The organism is Paenarthrobacter sp. NPDC090517, from assembly GCF_044769165.1.
In the GTDB taxonomy this organism is placed as follows: domain Bacteria; phylum Actinomycetota; class Actinomycetes; order Actinomycetales; family Micrococcaceae; genus Arthrobacter.
Genome location: NZ_JBIVXN010000003.1, coordinates 192306 through 209888 on the forward strand (window position 1 = coordinate 192306; position 17583 = coordinate 209888).

Annotated in this window: 12 protein-coding genes; 1 reads left to right on the forward strand and 11 read right to left on the reverse strand. The window is 59.4% G+C overall.

Annotated features, from left to right (window positions below):
* Positions 1 to 151 precede the first annotated feature (151 nt).
* From iolG to ACIQTW_RS12535, 5 genes are all read right to left on the reverse strand, one after another.
* Positions 152 to 1159 (reverse strand): inositol 2-dehydrogenase, encoded by a 1008-nt coding sequence (gene iolG / locus ACIQTW_RS12515; RefSeq protein ID WP_402937217.1) that lies wholly within the window; start codon positions 1157 to 1159, stop codon positions 152 to 154.
* A gap of 140 nt (positions 1160 to 1299) precedes the next feature.
* The gene (locus tag ACIQTW_RS12520) at positions 1300 to 2763 is read right to left on the reverse strand and encodes an APC family permease (RefSeq protein WP_402937219.1); all 1464 of its coding nucleotides are present in this window, start codon (positions 2761 to 2763) and stop codon (positions 1300 to 1302) included.
* Between the two features lie 142 nt (positions 2764 to 2905).
* Positions 2906 to 3964 carry a D-2-hydroxyacid dehydrogenase gene (locus ACIQTW_RS12525; RefSeq protein ID WP_402937220.1) on the reverse strand — a complete coding sequence of 353 codons (1059 nt, stop codon included), beginning with the start codon at positions 3962 to 3964 and terminating at the stop codon, positions 2906 to 2908.
* Positions 3961 to 5721, reverse strand: a complete 1761-nt coding sequence (locus ACIQTW_RS12530; RefSeq protein WP_402937222.1) for an IlvD/Edd family dehydratase — start codon at positions 5719 to 5721, stop codon at positions 3961 to 3963. Before ACIQTW_RS12530 ends, ACIQTW_RS12525 begins: the two co-directional genes overlap by 4 nt.
* Positions 5722 to 5775: 54 nt before the next feature.
* Positions 5776 to 6543, reverse strand: a complete 768-nt coding sequence (locus tag ACIQTW_RS12535) for an SDR family NAD(P)-dependent oxidoreductase (RefSeq protein ID WP_402937223.1) — start codon at positions 6541 to 6543, stop codon at positions 5776 to 5778.
* Between the two features lie 185 nt (positions 6544 to 6728).
* On the opposite strand from ACIQTW_RS12535, the gene ACIQTW_RS12540 reads away from it, so the two are divergent.
* Entirely contained in the window at positions 6729 to 7913 is a 1185-nt protein-coding gene (locus ACIQTW_RS12540) for a Gfo/Idh/MocA family protein (protein WP_402937225.1), read from the forward strand.
* Between the two features lie 70 nt (positions 7914 to 7983).
* On the opposite strand, the gene ACIQTW_RS12545 is transcribed toward ACIQTW_RS12540, so the two are convergent.
* The 6 genes from ACIQTW_RS12545 to ACIQTW_RS12570 form a co-directional block, all read right to left on the reverse strand.
* Positions 7984 to 9339: an aldehyde dehydrogenase family protein gene (locus ACIQTW_RS12545; protein WP_402937227.1), complete on the reverse strand. Its 1356-nt coding sequence runs from the start codon at positions 9337 to 9339 to the stop codon at positions 7984 to 7986.
* Between the two features lie 89 nt (positions 9340 to 9428).
* Entirely contained in the window at positions 9429 to 11378 is a 1950-nt protein-coding gene (gene iolD, locus ACIQTW_RS12550; RefSeq protein WP_402937228.1) for a 3D-(3,5/4)-trihydroxycyclohexane-1,2-dione acylhydrolase (decyclizing), read from the reverse strand.
* 200 nt (positions 11379 to 11578) lie between these two features.
* Positions 11579 to 12712, reverse strand: a complete 1134-nt coding sequence (locus ACIQTW_RS12555; RefSeq protein ID WP_402937230.1) for a Gfo/Idh/MocA family protein — start codon at positions 12710 to 12712, stop codon at positions 11579 to 11581.
* An 84-nt stretch (positions 12713 to 12796) separates the two neighbouring features.
* The gene (locus ACIQTW_RS12560) at positions 12797 to 14557 is read right to left on the reverse strand and encodes a hydantoinase B/oxoprolinase family protein (RefSeq protein ID WP_091466934.1); all 1761 of its coding nucleotides are present in this window, start codon (positions 14555 to 14557) and stop codon (positions 12797 to 12799) included.
* 2 nt (positions 14558 to 14559) lie between these two features.
* The gene (locus ACIQTW_RS12565) at positions 14560 to 16650 is read right to left on the reverse strand and encodes a hydantoinase/oxoprolinase family protein (protein WP_402937232.1); all 2091 of its coding nucleotides are present in this window, start codon (positions 16648 to 16650) and stop codon (positions 14560 to 14562) included.
* Positions 16651 to 16681: 31 nt separating this feature from the next.
* Positions 16682 to 17581, reverse strand: a complete 900-nt coding sequence (locus tag ACIQTW_RS12570) for a fumarylacetoacetate hydrolase family protein (protein ID WP_402937234.1) — start codon at positions 17579 to 17581, stop codon at positions 16682 to 16684.
* Positions 17582 to 17583 lie beyond the last annotated feature (2 nt).

Consider the following 17583-nt stretch of genomic DNA (forward strand, 5'->3'; position numbering starts at 1 on the left):
TCTCTGACTTATGTGCTGCGTTCATGTCCAGTTACCCATCCTTCCCATTGGCAACGGATCACCAAGGTTCTTTCAATGAAAATGCCTGCTCTGGGCCGCAAATGTCGTTGCGAGAACATCTGCGGCCCAGGCAGGCGGCCTTGTTACCTGATTAGCTCAGGTCTACTTCAACGGCAGTGCCGGTTCGGGCGGATTTCTCGGCGGCATCCGCAAGAATCAATGCAGCGCGGCCGTCCTCGAACCCGGGACTCCTGGAAGGCAGTCCTCGAACAGCACGGAGGAACTCTGCAACTTCCAGACGGTAGGCCTCTGCATAGCGCTCCAGGAAAAAGTCCTGGTAGGGCCCTATGGATTCAACGGATCGAGGTCCCCAGTGCCGAACCAGGTTGTCGTTTTTGTTCCCCACCTGCAGCAGTCCCTTTGAGCCGAAGGCTTCGATCCGCTGGTCATAGCCGTAGGCTGAGTGGCGCGAATTGATGATCGTCACGAGTTCGTCGTTGGACCCCCGCAAGGTGACAGCGGTGGAATCGAAGTCCCCCGCGAGACGGATGGCGTCGCTGAAAACGTTTGCACCTTGCGCTGAAACTTCAACGATGTTTGGGATGAAGTATCGCGCCATATCAAGGTCGTGGATGGTCATGTCCCGGAAAATTCCGCCGGACTGGGGAAGATAGGCTGCCGGCGGCTCGCCCGGGTCCCGGCTGGTGATCAGCAACTGCTCCAAGGCCCCGATTTCTTCGGCAGCCACGCGACGCTTCAGTTCGACGAAGTGCCTGTCAAAGCGCTTGTTGAACCCAAGAGCAACCGGAACGTCTGATCCTGCGGCTATATCCCGGAATGCATTTACACGGGAAATCTCCAAGTCGATTGGCTTTTCACACAGTACTGGCACGTTGGCGTCGATCGCCTTCTCCACGAGGTCCAAATGAGTCGCCGTGGGGGAGGCAACAATGACAGCATCGACCTCGCCGGAAGCGAACACTTCATCAGGATCGTCAGTCACCCGACCACCGAACTCGGCAGCTGTTTGTTTTGCCCCCTCAATGAAGGGATCACAGACCCAGGACAGCGTTGCCTCGTCCAAGGTGGCCAGGCTCATGGCATGTACCTGGCCTATACGCCCGGTTCCGAACAGGCCGACTCTGATCTGTTGCGTCATTGCAGATCTCCAGTTGTTGATGTTGAAGTAGGTTTTTGTTTATTGGTCGATCTTCTGCTGGCCCAGGCGCGCATAAAAATCAGGCCGCATGGACCGCATTGCAGATCTCCACTTATTGATGTTGAAGTACGTTTTGTTTACTAGTCGATCTTTTGCCGGCCCAGGCGCGCATAAACATCTGGTCGTTTGGACCGCAGGAGATATGCGTAGACAATCCCGCCAAAGAACAAGGCAAAAGTGAAGCTCATGAAGATCGCGGTCATGACTGCAGAGCCGCCGATAAGTTCCGGGTAATTGGTGATGGCGAGGTAGGTGATGAGCCCAAGAAAAACGACACTGACAATCGGAGCCACGATGGTCTTCCAGACCGAATCCGGGTTCAGACGCCGGCGGCGAACGAAATAGACAAGGACGGCAAAACTGGTGATGAACATCAGAAGCAGGACTGCGAAAGTGCCACTCCCGCTTGCAATCGGATACAAGGCCTCCGGGGCAACCCCAATGACGGTGAAAACGACGGTCGCGACGGCCCACAGTAGGCCAACGGCCAACGCTGAAAGGTAGGGCGACTTATGACGGGGATGCACCCGGCCTAGAATCGAAGGCAACGCTCCGTCTGCGGCCAGCGAGAAGCTATACCTGGCGGCGATGTTTTGGATCGAGAGCATTGACGCCAGAATCGAGGTGATGAGCAGGACAATCGCAATATCTGCAAATATCTTTCCAACCAACACCGTGGCACCATCATTGAACAAGTTCACTGTGTTCGCTGCAGCTTCGCCTTGGACTTTGTCAGGCCCGATGAAGGCTGTGTAGGCCCATGCCGCCACGGCGTAGAACAATCCGATTCCCACCACTGCAATGTAGGTGGCTCTGGGAATGGTGCGGTCCGGGTTTTTGACTTCATCCCTGTAGATGACAGTCGCCTCAAATCCGAAGAAGTTTCCAACGGCAAACAGCAGCGCCAACCCCAGGCCGGCATCTGTGATCCACGGCATGGAGAAGCCGATCCCCTGAACCATCTCCCCTGATCCAGTTGCAAAAGCTGCGACGTCGAAAACAATGACTACTGCCGATTCCAGCAGCATGACGACGGTCAGAACCTTTGCCGAGAGATCAATACGGTTGTAGGCGAGGAGGGTAGTGATGGCAATGATGCCAAGCCCGTACCAATACCAGGGGATGTCAGGGCCGTTGAGAGTGTTGACCACGAAACTCTGGAGCGTCAGCGCGAAGAGGGACGGCGCAAAGAACCCGATGAAAATGTAGCCAAACAGCGCCAGCAGCGCTCCCCCAAGGCCCGCCGGTTTACCGAGGCCGGCTGTGACAAATGAATAGAAACCGCCCGGAGCTTCAACGCTGCGGCTCATTTTGACGAAGCCAACTGAAAAAATCAGCAGCATGAGCGTCACCAGAAGGTAGATGCCCGGTGCCGTGTGGCCGCTAAACAGAAGCATCACAGGCAGCGTGCCTGCAACGGTGGTCAGCGGTGAGGAAAAGGCGAGAACATTCATCACTAACTCGCCTACGCCCATGTTGCCGCTGAGCTTGTGTTCCTGGGGTTGGGTCGGCGTTTTCGTCGTACCTCTTGTTGTGCTTGACATGTAATCCTCGTCACGAAATTTAGAGTGCTGAATCACACTATCGACGAGGATCGTGGAAGCACTGTACCAGCTTGAGACACCGGATCCCATGGGATATTCCAGCGTGTTTTCATTCTCGGAATATCCCATGGGGCCGGCTTTATCAGGTCCTATTCTGTGCTGTAACCGAAGCGGACGGGTCAAGCTTTTTCAGGTCCACAACGTCCCGCAATGGCTCGTGGGCCTTCCAACGCCTCAGGTTCCGGGCAAAACAGTCCACCACTTTTCCCCGCCAACCGATCAAGTCCCCGGAGGCATGCGGTGACACCAGGATGTCCCGTCGGCCCCACAGCGGATTAGTGGCATCCAAGGGCTCATGCTCGAAGACGTCCAAGGCCGCCCCACCCATGTGCCCGGAGTCAAGAGAGTCCATAAGGTCTTGCTCTACCACTACCGCCCCTCGGCCCACGTTCACCAAACGAGCTCCAGGCTGCATTTTTCTGAATCGGGATGAGTTGAACAGACCCCGGGTTTCTTCTGTAAGCGGCAAGGTGAGCACCACATCATCAGCGCTGCCCAGCAGCCGGTCAAGATCATCAAAGCCGGAGATCTGTCCCAGTTGTGAATCATTTCTCGCAGATCGACCCACAATGTCAACGTCCATTCCAGCAGCACGAAGGAGAAGAACGGTTTCGCGGCCAACCGGCCCCGGCCCCACAACCAGGACCTTGCGTCCCAGCAGCGGCTGGGTTTCGCGATGCTGCCATGTCCGGGCCTGCTGAAGCTCGATGGTGCGACGGAGGTCTTTGGTGAACATCAGCAATACCCCGAGTACCCATTCAGCTATGGGACGCTCACACACGCCGCGGGAGTTGCTGACGACAATGTCGCTGTCGATGATCTCGCGGGTCATGAGGCTGTCAACACCGATGCTGGACGTGTGTATCCAGCGCAATTCGCCGGGTCCTACCTCTCGAAGAAGTTTGGTCCGGAAATCGTTCAGGAACAGGATCTCTGTTCCTGGCTGAGCGTACCGAAATTCATCTGCAGTGCGCACCACCGAGATATCAGCCTCGGCTTCCAACCGTTCAAGCGGAGGCAGCGGCCTGCCCTCCTGAACAATCACCATCACTTTCGGTCGTGACACCGTTTCCACTTCCCGGCCTTTCCCCTCAACGGCACTCCCCCGGTTGTTCTCGTGTTTGAACGCGTAGCTACTCACCAGCCACCCTGCCAACCGCTCATGAGGCCATACGGCAAGCGCTGTGGCTCCTCGTCGGGAAGGCCCTTCAGGAAGTCAAAGTCACAGCCTTCGTCGGCCTGGTTGACGTGATCTATAAAGAGCCGTCCGTAGCCCCGCCGATACTTCGGCTCCGGCAGTTTGAGTTCCGCGAGCCGGTTCTCAATCTCCTCGGCTGGGATATCCAGGTCCAGACGCTGGTTCTCTACGTCCAGCACAATAGGATCTCCGTCCCGAACAATGGCCAGCGGTCCGCCCACGGCGGCTTCGGGAGACACGTGCAACACTGTGGTTCCAAAGGCGGTGCCGCTCATTCTGGCGTCGGATATACGGACGATGTCACGGATACCGCGCCGCAACAGCCTCTCGGGTATAGGCAACATACCCCATTCAGGCATCCCGGGAGCTCCAACGGGCCCGCTGTTTCGCAAGACCAGAACGGAGTCTTCGGTGATGTCCAACTCGGGATCGTCAATCCTGCGCCCAAGATCGTAAATGTCCTCGAACACCACCGCCGATCCCTTGTGCTGCAGCAGATCCTTCGACGCCGCACTACGCTTGATCACCGCGCCGTTGGGCGCGAGGGAGCCGCGGACGACGGCGATGCCTCCGGAGGCATCAAACGGGGCTTCGAGGGTGCTGACCACTACACCATCGGGTTCGGGGGCCGAGCTGTAACCATTTTCGAGGGACTCACCTGTAACGGTAATGGCATCCTTGTTCAGCAGCGGCGCCAGTTCCTTGAGTACCGTGGAAATACCGCCCACCTGGAACAGCTGCTGCACCAAGTACTCGCCCGAGGGGCGGACGTTGACAATTCGAGGCGTACGTTGCGAAATCTCATGGAAGCGATCCAGCGGCAACTCGTAACCGACGCGCCTCGCGAGCGCCAGAAGATGCACTACTGCGTTCGTGGAACCACCCACGGCCATCAGGAGGGTGATGGCGTTATCGAACGCCTCTTTCGTCAATATTTCGCTTGGCTTTGGTCCCTGTGACATGGCCATTTCAACTGCCCGGCGTCCTGTGGCTTCGGCAGCTTGGGCACGACGCGCGTCCACGGCCGGGATTGATGCAGTGCCCGGCAAACACATGCCGAGTGCCTCAACCAGCGACGTCATGGTAGAGGCGGTTCCCATTTCGCTGCAGTGTCCAGCAGAGGGCTTGGCCGCCGACTCAAGCTCGTCGAAGTCCGCCTCTGTGATTTTCCCTGCCCGCAGCTCATCTGCGTACTTCCACGTGTCCGTGCCGACACCGAGCTGCTTACCCCTGAAGTGCGCGGGCTCTTGGGGCCCACCCGTGAGCATGATGGTTGGAACGTCTGCACTAGCAGCACCCATTAGCTGGGCTGGAACGGTCTTGTCGCAGCCGCCCAGAAGCACAATGGCGTCCAACGGGTAGGCGCGGATGGACTCTTCAACGTCCATCGCCATAAGATTTCGGAATTGCATGGCCGAAGGCTTCATCAAGCTCTCGCCCAAGGAAATGGTGGGGAACTCAAGTGGCAGCCCGCCGGCCATGAGAACACCACGCTTCACCGCGTCGGCCAGCAGCTTGAAGTGGATGTTGCAGTTGACAAGCTCCGACCATGAGTTCGCGATACCGATGACCGGCTTGTCCTTGAGTGCGAAGCGCGAGAAGCCCTCAGCCTGAATCGCTGTACGGTGAACGAATCCCGTGAGGTCGTGGGGCGCGAACCACCGCGCACTGCGGAGGTCTTTATAGCTTGACTCTTCCATGTCTTATAGCTCCTTGGGTTAGATAGGTCTCGACAGGTAATTTGGTGACGATGACTACGCGGCAGATGTGCCGCCGTCGAACGCCATGCTGGTTCCGGTGGCAAAGGTTCCGTCGACCGCCAGGAAATATATGGCTGCCGCCACCTCGTCAGGATCCGCGAGCCGATTCAGCGGCACTGTGCGCTCTTTCAACGTGCGAGCTTCAACTGGATCCGGCACCGCAGCAAGCTCGGCCCGCTGCATGGCCGTGTCAATTGGCCCGGGACAAACGACGTTCACGCGCACATGCGGGGCGAGTTCCATCGCCATGGCGCGGGTTAGTCCCACTACGCCTGCTTTCGCAGCGCAGTAGTGAATAAGCCCCGGCACGCCCATGGCGGCGAGATCGGATGCCACATTGACTATCGACCCTCCGCCGGAGCGCCTCATGTGGAGTGCCGCCTCCCTGGCCACATAAAAAGTGCCGGACAGGTTTGTCTGCAGCACCTCGTGCCAGTGGTCCTCGGTGAGGTCTTCCAAAGCAATATTCCCGGCTACACCCGCTGCATTGACCGCTACGTCCAAGCCACCCATTGCGTGCACCGCGCTCTGGACGGCATTCCTGACTTCCAGGGCATCGGAGACATCCGCAACCACGATGTGCGCACAGGTGCCGATCTCCCCGGCCACTCGCTGCAGTTCGGCAGGACGCCGTCCCAGCAGTGACACAGTTGCGCCGCGTTTGGCGAAGAGCTTTGCGGTCGCTTCCCCAAGTCCTGAACTTGCCCCGGTGATGAGAACCCGAAGTGGTTCCGTTCGAAGTTGTTGCTCGCGGTCCATCATCAGTGACGGGCTCCTCTTGCTTGGCGGCGGACTAGTACGTCCCACTAAAACAGCGCGCAGCTGCCTCCAGCTGTCTCACATTGAGACACAGAGCACACGGACAACGTTCCTAGGCTAATCAACAGATGCCGCCGTCAGTCTGCGGCACTGCACCGCCGGACAGCGGTAGAGACTAAGGAGCGCTCTTGGAACAGCAAAACCGCATTGGAGTTGGCCTGATTTCGGTCGGATGGATGGGGAGACTGCATTCTCGCGCGTATCTGGCGACCAAGCAGTTCTTTCCTGAGTTGCCGCGTCATCCAGAATTGGTGATCGCGGCCGACCCGGACGATGCCGGACGCCATCACGCCGAAGACGCACTCGGCTACAAGGAAACCGCCACGGATTATCGCAAGGTGCTGGAAAACCCGGATGTGGACGTTGTATCTATTTGCTCGCCCAACTTCCTTCACCACGAGATAGCGCTTGCCACCATTGAGGCAGGAAAACACTTTTGGATTGAGAAGCCCATGGGCCGCAGCGCCCATGAGTCGCGCGAGATTGCCCAAGGTGCCGAGGCCGCAGGACTCATTACCTCGGTCGGGTTCAATTACCGGCATGCACCCGCCGTGGCGGAAGCGCGGAGGCTGATCCGGTCCGGAACGCTGGGCAAGATCACCAATGTGCAAATTCGCCTCCTTACCGGATACGCCTCGGATCCGAACCAAGTCTTCACCTGGCGTTACGAGCAGGCACGTGCAGGATCCGGCGTCTTGGGCGACGTACTGAGCCACGGCTTCGACCTAGCTCAGTTCCTGGTAGGTCGCATCACGTCCTTGAACGCCGTCACCGAGACTTTCATCAAGGACCGACCGCTCCCCGCTGGCAACTCCTCGAATTCCTTCGATATGGGCCAGGCTTCCGAGGTCACGCAAAAGGTGGAAAATGAGGATTACACTGCCATGCTTGCCCGCTTTGAGGGTGGAGCAATCGGTATGTTCGAATCCACCCGCGTCGCCGTCGGCCCGCACGCCGAATACATCATCGAGGTCTACGGCACCGAGGGATCATTGCGCTGGAACTTCGAGCGGATGAACCAACTGGAACTCGCCACCGACCGCACTGGCTATCGCACCATCATGACTCCCCCGTCCTTCGGTGAGTTCGGACGCTTCCAGCCCGGACCCGGCCCCGGCATCGGCTTCAATGACCTCAAGACCATTGAAGCGGCACTGTTCTTGCGTTCAGTGGCCGAAGGGAAACAACTTGGTCCTTCCGTCGCGGACGGCTGGTCAGCGTCCGAGCTCGTTGATGCCTCCCTGCGTAGCGCCGGCTCCGGCGAATGGGTCCAGGTTCCGGAAGTCTCCGGGCGAACGACCTACCAGGCTTAAGCACCACAGCCATCTGCAAACAAGAGGAGGCCGGATCATAATGATCCGGCCTCCTCTTCTACGTATCTGTTTACTTGGCGAAGCGGAACAGCTTCTTGTTGGCGAACTCGAGCATGCCAACCTTGCCCAGTTCACGTCCATAACCGGACTTCTTGACGCCGCCGAACGGTACGTCGGCTCCGCTGAGGTCGTAGGCGCCAATGAAGACCATACCAACATCGAGCTGGTTCCCTACCCGCTCGGCACGCTCGTGGTCATCACAAATCACCACAGATCCCAGACCATACGGCGACGAGTTCGCGAGCTTGATGGCTTCCTCGTCACTGCTGACCTTGTAAAGCTGGGCAACGGGTCCGAAGAGCTCTTCACTGTAGACGTCCATGGCAGGGGTGATGTTGGTAATCACTGTCGGCGTGAAGACGTTGCCCTGCGGTTCGTTATTGCCCACCAGGATTTCGGCTCCCTGATCGAGGGCTCCCTGCACCTGCTCTTTCAGGAACTTGGTGGCAGAGTCTGAAGATAGCGGTCCGAAGTCGCCGTTCTCGTAAGACTGGCCGGCAATGGCTGCTTTGAACTTTTCGGAGAACTCGTCGAAGTACTTGTCCAGCACCACGATCCGCTTGGAGCCATTGCATGACTGACCGGTGTTGCCCATCCGACCCATGACAGCCTTTTTTACGGCCTGATCCACGTCGTCAGTGTCAAGCACAATGAACACGTCGGCGCCGCCGAGCTCCAGCACACACTTCTTCAAAGCACGGCCAGCTTGCTCCGCCACGATTGCGCCCACTTGCTCGGAGCCAGTGAGAGAAACGCCTTGGATGCGGTCATCAGCGATGATGTCTGAGATCTGCTGATGTGTGGCGAAGAGGTTGACGTAGGCACCGTCCGGGAAACCGGCGTCGCGGAACAGTTCTTCAAGTGCCAGGGCAGATTCCGGGCATTGGCTCGCATGGCGAACTATCACCGTGTTGCCCAGGATGATGTTGGGAATCGCGAAACGTGCCACCTGATAGTACGGGTAGTTCCACGGCATGATGCCCAGAACTACGCCCAGGCCTTGGTAGCGGAAGAACGTCCGCAGACCATCGGCCACCTCGAGCTCCTCGTCAGCCAGCCATTCCTCTGCGTGCTCGGCGAAGGCTGCGGCGATGGAACCGGAGAATTCTGCTTCTCCGGCTGCTTGCGCGAGGGGCTTGCCCATCTCCCGGTTGATGATGGCTGCAAGTGTGTCCTTGCGTTCTACGAACAGTTCGGCCAGGCGCTTGGCCATGGCAGCCCGCTCAGCCACAGTGGTGGTGCGTGACCAGTTCTGGTACGTCGTCTGGGCTGCACTCAGGCCGGCTTCGACCTCTGCGTCCGTAGCCGCCGGGTATTGTGCGTGGGTAGTTCCCGTGGCTGGATCAATAACGGCAAATGCGCTCATGATAGTACTCCTTATCGGAAAATAGGGCTTGGGTTGACCCGGTAAAAGGGTCAGGCGGGACCGTCGCATGACGGTCCCGCCCGTTGCGCTTAGCGCTCGTCAGGTGCAGTGGTTGCTGCGTAGAAACGCTGGCGGGCGCGACCCTCCAGGTGCTTTGCAGTACCTTCCTGGCTGCCTGGGCGCTGCGAGGTCATGGGTACTCCCACGTCCCAGAAGGCTCCGTTGCCGGACAGGTACCGCCAAGGCTCTACGCGGGCAACGATGACTGCGGGCCCGTCCACTTCTTTGGCCTCCGTGAGCGCGTTCTGGAACTCCTCGACCGTGGAGGTTGACCAGGCTGCACAGCCCATGCTGGCGGCGTTGGCTGCAATGTCGAAGTCCAAGATCGCACCGTCAAGGCGGCCTGACTCATTGCTGCGTTCCCGGTACTGTGTTCCGAACTCCCGGCCAGGGCCACCTTTGGAAACCTGCAGCGGCCAGATGCACTGGTGCCCCCGGTTGTCGATCACAATGGTGATGATCTTCTTCCGTTCCTGTACAGCGGTGACCAGTTCCGTAGGCTGCATGAAGTAGGTGCCGTCACCGATCAAAACGTACACCTCGCCCGGTGCATCTCCACGTGCGATCCGGTAGCCGAGGCCGGCCGGAATTTCATGGCCCATGCAGGAGTTCGCGTACTCAAAATGGATTTCGGCACCGTTGGAAGGATCCCAGGCCTTGTGGATACCCTCAACCACACCACCTGAGCCCAAGATCAGTGCGTCTTGATTGGTTGCCGTGCGGTTCAGAACATCGATGACCTGGGCCTGGCTCATGTTTTCCCCAGGGAAAGCCTGCAGATCGTGCTTGCGTACCTCGAAGGTGGCTTTTCGCGCGTCCGCAATGTCGCTGCGGTAATCATCGGAGGTGCCGTAGTCAACAGCTGCCAGGCGGTCCCGCAGGGCTACGAGGGACAGTTTTGCATCTCCGATGACGGGGAACGAACCCATCTTGTGGGCGTCGAACGAGCCAACGTTGAGGTTTACGAACTTCACGTTGGGGTTCTGGAACAACGAGTGTGAAGCGGTGATGAAGTCCTGGAGGCGTGAACCAACGGTGATGACAACATCAGCACCATCGGCGACCTCGTTAGCTCCCACCGTTCCGGTCACACCCAGCGCGCCCAGGTTCAGCTCACTAATGGGACCGCTGCCCTTACCTGCATAGGTCTCAGTAACCGGGATTCCGAAGTCGGCGCTGAAGCGTGCCAGTTCCTCCTGTGCTTTCGAGTACCGAACGCCGCCCCCTGAAATCAGCAGGGGACGCTCGGCGTTTGCAATGATCTCGGCAGCATCGCGGTATTCGTCCTCCACAGCCGGACGGCGACGGATGTGCCACACCCGCGGAGTGAAGAACGCTTCCGGGAAATCGAATTCCGCACCCTGAACATCCTGGGGAAGACAGACCACGACGGCGCCGGTTTCCACGGGATCGGTGAGGACTCGCATGGCCTCGGGAAGGGTGGACAGCAGCTGCGCCGGATGAGTGATCCGGTCGAAATAGCGGCTGACCGGGCGGAAGCAGTCATTGGCGGAGACATCCCGCTCTACCGGATGCTCGATCTGCTGCAGCACCGGATCGCCAAAGCGGTTGTTGATGATGTCCGCAGGGAACAGAAGCACGGGCAGCCGGTTGGTAGTTGCCGTGGCGGCACCAGAAACCATGTTGGTAGAACCCGGCCCTGCGGATGCCGTGCACGCAAGGGTTGCTGCGCGGTTGGAAGCCTTCGCGAAGCCAATGGCCGCATGGACCATGGACTGCTCGTTTTTGCCCTGGTAGTGCGGGAAGTCCACGCCGTACTCGTCGATTCCCTGCGCCAGACCAACTGAGTTGCCGTGGCCAAAGATGCCGTACATGCCGGGAACGAGGCGACGACGCTCACCGTCCAATTCGCTGTATTGGACCTGAAGGTATTCAACGATTGCTTGTGCGACAGTGCGGCGGCGGACGGCCTTGTTGTCGACCACGGTGCCGATGTCAGCAGCGGCTGTGCTAGTCATGCGATCTCCTAAATTCGAAGGTGCGTCGGCATTTGCAAACCGATTCGCCCGAACTTCAGGTTTTCACCGTCGCGGGGACGCAGTGTGTCCCACTTTGATACGCGGTCGTATCCGCAGTGGCAAATCGGTTAAGACCAAAAAACAGCAGCCGACGGCGGTACGCGTGTACCGCCGTCGGCTGCTGTTTTCTTGATGTCTCTCTAGTCGAAGCGATAAGGCTCCTGCGGCCCCACCGAGGGCAGAGGACGTGGCCGCTCGCAGGTGCTTTCGATCTCGATGTGACGACCCTGTTCCGAAGAGGCCTCGAAGGCGAGCAGCACTTCGAGCACGTGATAGGCGAAGTCCCCTCCTGTACGAGGTTCCAGGCCCTTGCGGATGGCATAACCGAATTCAGCCAAGCCGATGCCGCGGTAGGCGTCGTCCCGATGCGTGATGAGCGTTTCGCGCCAGTCGCCTCCACCCGGAGGAGTCATGTCCAGAGCCAGGTCGCCGGGTTCGCCGCGGCGGAGGACGGGCGCGCCGGAGAAGTGGTCCGGGTTCGGCGCAGCAAGGGAGCCACCCGTCCCATAGACCTCCAAATGCGGCAGATTGTGGTTCCAAATGTCCCAGCTGACCATGACGGTGGCGCTCGCACCGGACTCGAAGTCGAGGGTGCCGGTGACGTGCGTCGGGGTTTTGATGTGGATGAATTCTCCGTCTTTGCCCGGACGCGGCCGGGTCTCAGATGAGCGCGGTGTAGTAGCAGAAACCCGTTTCACGGGACCGAAGAAGTTCACCAGGTTGGTGATCAGGTACGGCCCAATGTCCAGCATCGGGCCGGCGCCTGGGCTGTAGAAGGGGTCAACGCTAGGATGCCAGTGTTCGTAGCCGCGGCAGGCGAAGGATGCAAAGGCAGCTACCGGCTCTCCGATCCATCCGTCGTCGATGAGCTTGCGGCTGGTCTGCATGCCGGATCCGAGGAAGGTGGTGGGAGCGGATCCTACTTTGACGCCTGCCTTGCGTGCAGCATCCAGGATCTGTTGTGCTTCCTCGAGTGAAGTAGCGAACGGCTTTTCCGAGAGGACGTGTTTCCCGGCAGCGATCGCTTGGAGCGTCACCGGTGCATGGAGCTTGGGCGGAGTGAGGTTCAGGACCAACTCAACCTCTTCATCTGCCAGCAGCTCATCCGGTGTGAGCGCCTTGGGAACCGAATACTCCGCTGCCCGGGCTTTCACAGCTTCAGGGTTCACGTCCGCAAGTGCCACGACGTTCACGTCCGGGTGGACACCGATCTTGTCCAAATATTGGTTGAGAACGTTTCCGACGCCGATAATGCCGACTCGAATGGGTTCCATGTGAATCTCCGTCAGTAGTTGGTGAAACCTTCCGGGGCGAGGACTATACCCCGCCCCGGAATCAGTTGCTATGGCTGATACTTTTCAGCTGGCCAGACGCGATTCGCGCGTCTTTGCCGTGGCTGTTTCGTCAACGGCGCCGTCGGTAATAACGACGCCATACTTGGCGGCAGCCGCTTCCAAGGAAATCCGTGATTCGCGGTAGTCGTCCAGGACTGCGAGGACGTCGCGTTCCAGCGGATCACCGTATCCACCACCTCCAGGGGTGATGGATACAACCTTTTCACCGGACTGGAGATCGTAACGACCCACCACAGGGATCTCGCGTCGTTCGCCGGTTGTGAGATCTTCAACCCAGGTTGACGGCTCGGCACCGTCGTGGCCGCCGCGAACACCCTTCGGCGGGTTGATTTTGCCCTCGATTCCGTAGGTGAGCGTGACGCTTTCACCACGAGGTTCCATGGTCACGCGGGTCGCGAGTCCGCCTCGCTGCCTGCCGGCTCCGCCAGTGTCAGGAACCAGGGTGCGTTCGTGAACCAAAATGGGGTAGCGCTGTTCATCTACTTCGACGCTGTCGTGGTACAGCAATGCGCCGCATACGGGTCGCTGATAAGTCGGCCAACCATCAACGTAAGGTGTTGCCGGGCCGCCTACGCCGCCAACAAGAATCTGGTTGACATAGGCGTTACCGTTGCGTTCGTCAATACCGGAGATGACCGACTTTGCCGGAGCCTGTCCGGCCGCTCCCTCAGCCGTACCGTAGCCGTCGTCGATTTGGGAGAAGGCGGCTTGAACAATGTTGACAACCCGATCGGCAAGGTTAGTAGTTCCCGATGAACAAGAGTAGGGGTGTTTCGGGACTCCCACCGCGCAGCCGTCGCGCAGAAGCACTTCCACCCGACGGAAGGTGCCCGCGTTGCTCGGCAGGTTCTCCGGGATGCCGGAGAGGATGCCGGCCAAGGCAGCACCCGTAGCTGTAGCCTTTGTGAGGTTCAGACCGTTGGGGAGATTGTCCGGGTTGTCGCGCAAATCAATGACGATCTTGCCCTGCTTGGGCTTCACCTCAAGGGTGGCCTGCAGGTGCACGCCGTCTGCGCTGGTCCCGGGGAAAGGATCGTGAACCGAGGTGCCGTGGAGTACGTACTCGGGCAGCGTTTCGATCGCAGTCGCGGTGAGGCGTTCCGAATAGTCGAACCAAGCATCCACGAAGTCCACCAGGTCATCTACACCAAATTTTTCGGCGAGTTCGTGAATGCGGCGTTCGGCGATGCGCGACGCACCGACCGAGGCCAGGTAGTCGCCGTACCACTGGTCAGGTACACGGATGCGGGACCGGCACATACGGATGATGTCGTCGATGTCCTTATGGTCGCGCTGAACACGGACACACGGGAAGATCAGTGCGCCTTCTTCATAAACATCCCGTGCTGTGGCGAAGAAGGTGGTGGGCAACGAGTTACCGCAGTCGGCTTGGTGGGCCTTGGTCACAGCGGTGAAGAGATGACGTCCCTGTATGAAGATCGGAACGAGGATCACGTGGTCGGCAGCATGCGAGTTGCCCATATAGGGGTCGTTGTGAAGGAACGCGTCGCCTTCACGGATGTCGTCGTGCAGCTCAACCATGTCCTCGCCGAGCGGTCCGGCACCGAATACGTGCACCGGGACGCCTTCTGCTGCTGCCAAGAGCTGGTTGTCAGCTGTCAGAACAGCACACGAAAAGTCGCGGGCAGTGTTGATGACAGAGGAACGGGCGGAACGCAGCAGGCCGTTGGTCATCTCGCGGACAATGCCGTCGAATGCATTAGCGAGGACCGAGAGCTTTACGGGATCGAATTCGCGTGTCATGGTTACGCCTCCTTACGGGTGAGGTAGATGTTGGATCGTTCGTCGAGCGTGGCGTTCCACTCCGGTGGCACCACGATGGTGGTTGTGGGCTGGTCGATGACAGCAGGGCCAACGATCTTGTCCCGGGGAGCAAGGGTGACTCCGCGGTATCGCTGGGTGCTGAAACTTTCGCCCCCGAACACAATGGAGTCCGTACGGTGGACTTCAGTCCCACGGCCTACTTCGGCTTGGTCTTTTGTCAGCTCAGGCCGCGGGATTTCGACCCTGACGCCCCACGTGATGATCTCCACGCGGCTGTCCGGATCGTGCGTGCCGTTGCGGCGATCGTGCTCTTCGTGGAAGGCGCGCTCAACGATGCCCGCAGCATCAGCTGCAGTGTCGGGCGCAGCGTCCAAGTACACACGCAAATCCCAGGCCTGGCCCGGGTAGCGGGCGTCAACAAAGTAGGTGACATTGGGAGCGGCTCCCACACCATCGAACCTCTTGGCGAACACCTCGGCCTTCCCCGTTAGCTCCTCAACGGCCCGCGAAGCGGAGCCAGCGTCGAAGCTACGGGTGTCGTTGTGCAATGGCGAGAGGAATTCCGTAGCGATCGGAGCGCGATGCGCGCCGTAGGCCGCGAGCACGCCCGCGGTCGCGGGAATCAGGACGGTGTCAGCTTCCAGGAGCACGCCGATGGCGGCCGCCACCATGGCACCTGCACCGCCGCCCGCCACAATCAAGGCACCTCGCGGGTCAACACCCTGTTCCAAGGAAGCCTGGCGGATTGCTGTTGCCATGTGGTTTGCGGATACATCCAAAATGGCCTGTGCCGCCTGCAGAGTATCCATGTTCAAGGGGCCAGCGATGCGGATATCGATGGCGCGGATGGCAGCCTCACGGTTCAGCGTGAATCCGCCTTCAAATCCGTCGGCGTCGAGGTAACCCAAAGCTACGCAAGCGTCCGTGACGGTGGGTTCCTCGCCACCGCGACCATACGCGGCCGGTCCGGGGGTACTCCGGGCGCTCTGCGGACCCACGCGAAGCAGACCGCCGCCGTCGATCCATGCGATACTGCCACCGCCGGCGCCAATGCTGGAAACAGCTACCGAGGACAAACCTGTCAGGTGGCCCACAAAGGGCTCTCCCAGCCAGGCTTCCCTGGTGTGGCGAACGACGCCCTGTTCAACCAAGGACACGTCAAACGTGGTGCCGCCCATATCGCAGACCACCACAGTGTCCCGGTCCGGAGCAGCGGCCGCGCCAACCAAAGGTGCCATGGACGGGCCGGAGTTCAAGAGCAGTACCGGGCGGTCCAGAACATCTACGACGTCGAGCACGGCGCCTTCGGAAGTCACTACCAAAAGGTCACCACCGAATCCGTACTCTTCGAGGTCGGAGCGCAGTTTGCCAAGGTGGTCTGCCATGAGCGGCTTCAGCGAGGCATCAATTGACGCCGCCGACGAACGGCGGTATTCGCGAATTGTCGGGTTGGCCTCGTTGGACAACGTGTAGGGCACATCGGGCAGAATCTCTTCGATGAGTTCCGCGACGCGCTTCTCGTGGGCGTCGTTAATGATGGACCAGAGGAAGGAAACCGCGACTGCCTCGATCCCCTGCTCCTTGAAGGAACCAAGTACTTCGCGCACTTTCCCTTCATCCAGGGGCACCAAGATATCACCCTCAGCAGAGATCCGCTCCGTAATTTCGAAGGTCAGATGACGAGGGATGTACGGCGGGGGGTAGGCAGCTTTGGAGTCAAAGGCGTCCCGGCGTCCGCCTTCGCGGAGCAGGAGGGTGTCGGCGAAACCGTCAGTTGTCAGGAGAGCAGTCTTGGCCACCTTGCCGGTGAGGACTGCGTTTGTTGCGTGCGTTGTGCCATAGACGATGACGTCGGCATTGCGCAGGACTTCGTCGCCGCTCCAACCAACGGATTCGGCCGCCCTGCGAACAGAGGCTTCAAAGCCTGTGAACACACGGTCATAGGTAGTTAGTGCCTTACCTACCGCCATGTCGCCTGTGTTTGAACCAACCACCACGTCCGTAAACGTGCCACCGGTATCAACGGCGATGCGGTACCTCGCTTCACCTGGTTGTGTCTGTACTTCACTCATGGGTCATCTAACTTTCGTAGAGTTGGAGGGGTTATAGCTGGGGCTTGCCGACGCGGTTACGCAGCAGTCCCACCTTGTCGATTTCGATTTCCACCGTGTCGCCCGGTTCAAGCCAGACTGGAGGATTCCGCTTGGCACCAATGCCTTGGGGCGTGCCTGTGGCAATCACATCTCCCGGCTCGAGAGTGAGGAAACTCGACAGGTAAGAGACGATGCGGGCTATGGGGAAGATCTGATGCTGGGTATTCGAGCGCTGCACTTCGATGCCGTTGACCCGTGTCGCGATGTCCAGCTTCTGCGGGTCTCCAACTTCATCCAATGTGACAATGGCGGGGCCCCACGGGGTTGATCCGTCCACGGCCTTACCGGCCAGCCACTGGGTCCCGCGGTACTGGAGATCGCGTGCTGTGACATCGTTGAGGGGCGCGAGGGCTGCGACGTAATCAAGTGCTTCGTCCTCGGAGACCTCGGATGCCCGTCGACCAATGATGACGGCGACTTCTCCTTCGAAATCGAGGTTGTTGCTGACGTGAGCGCCGCCGATTTCGTCCTCTGGGCCAACCATGGTGGAGGCGAATTTGGCGAAGACGTCCGGATACTCGGGGAACGCACGCCCGGTTTCTGCAACGTGGTCTTTGTAATTGAGACCAATGCACAGAACCTTCGCCGGATCGGTGACCGGCGTGGTCAACCGGACCTCGTCCACTGCGCCTACCCGGGCCACCGGATCCTCGGAGGCAAGGGCTGTGATGCCGGAAGAAATGGCAGGGATCCGGTCACCGTAAAGCGACAGGAATTCACGTACGGAAGTTGTGGCACCGTGGATGGCTTCTGTGGAGCCTTGAAGGAGCAACTCCAGGTCATAGACGGCATCGTCTATCAGGACTCCGCCGCGGACACCCGATTCGTGGTGGTAGGAAACGATCTTCATGG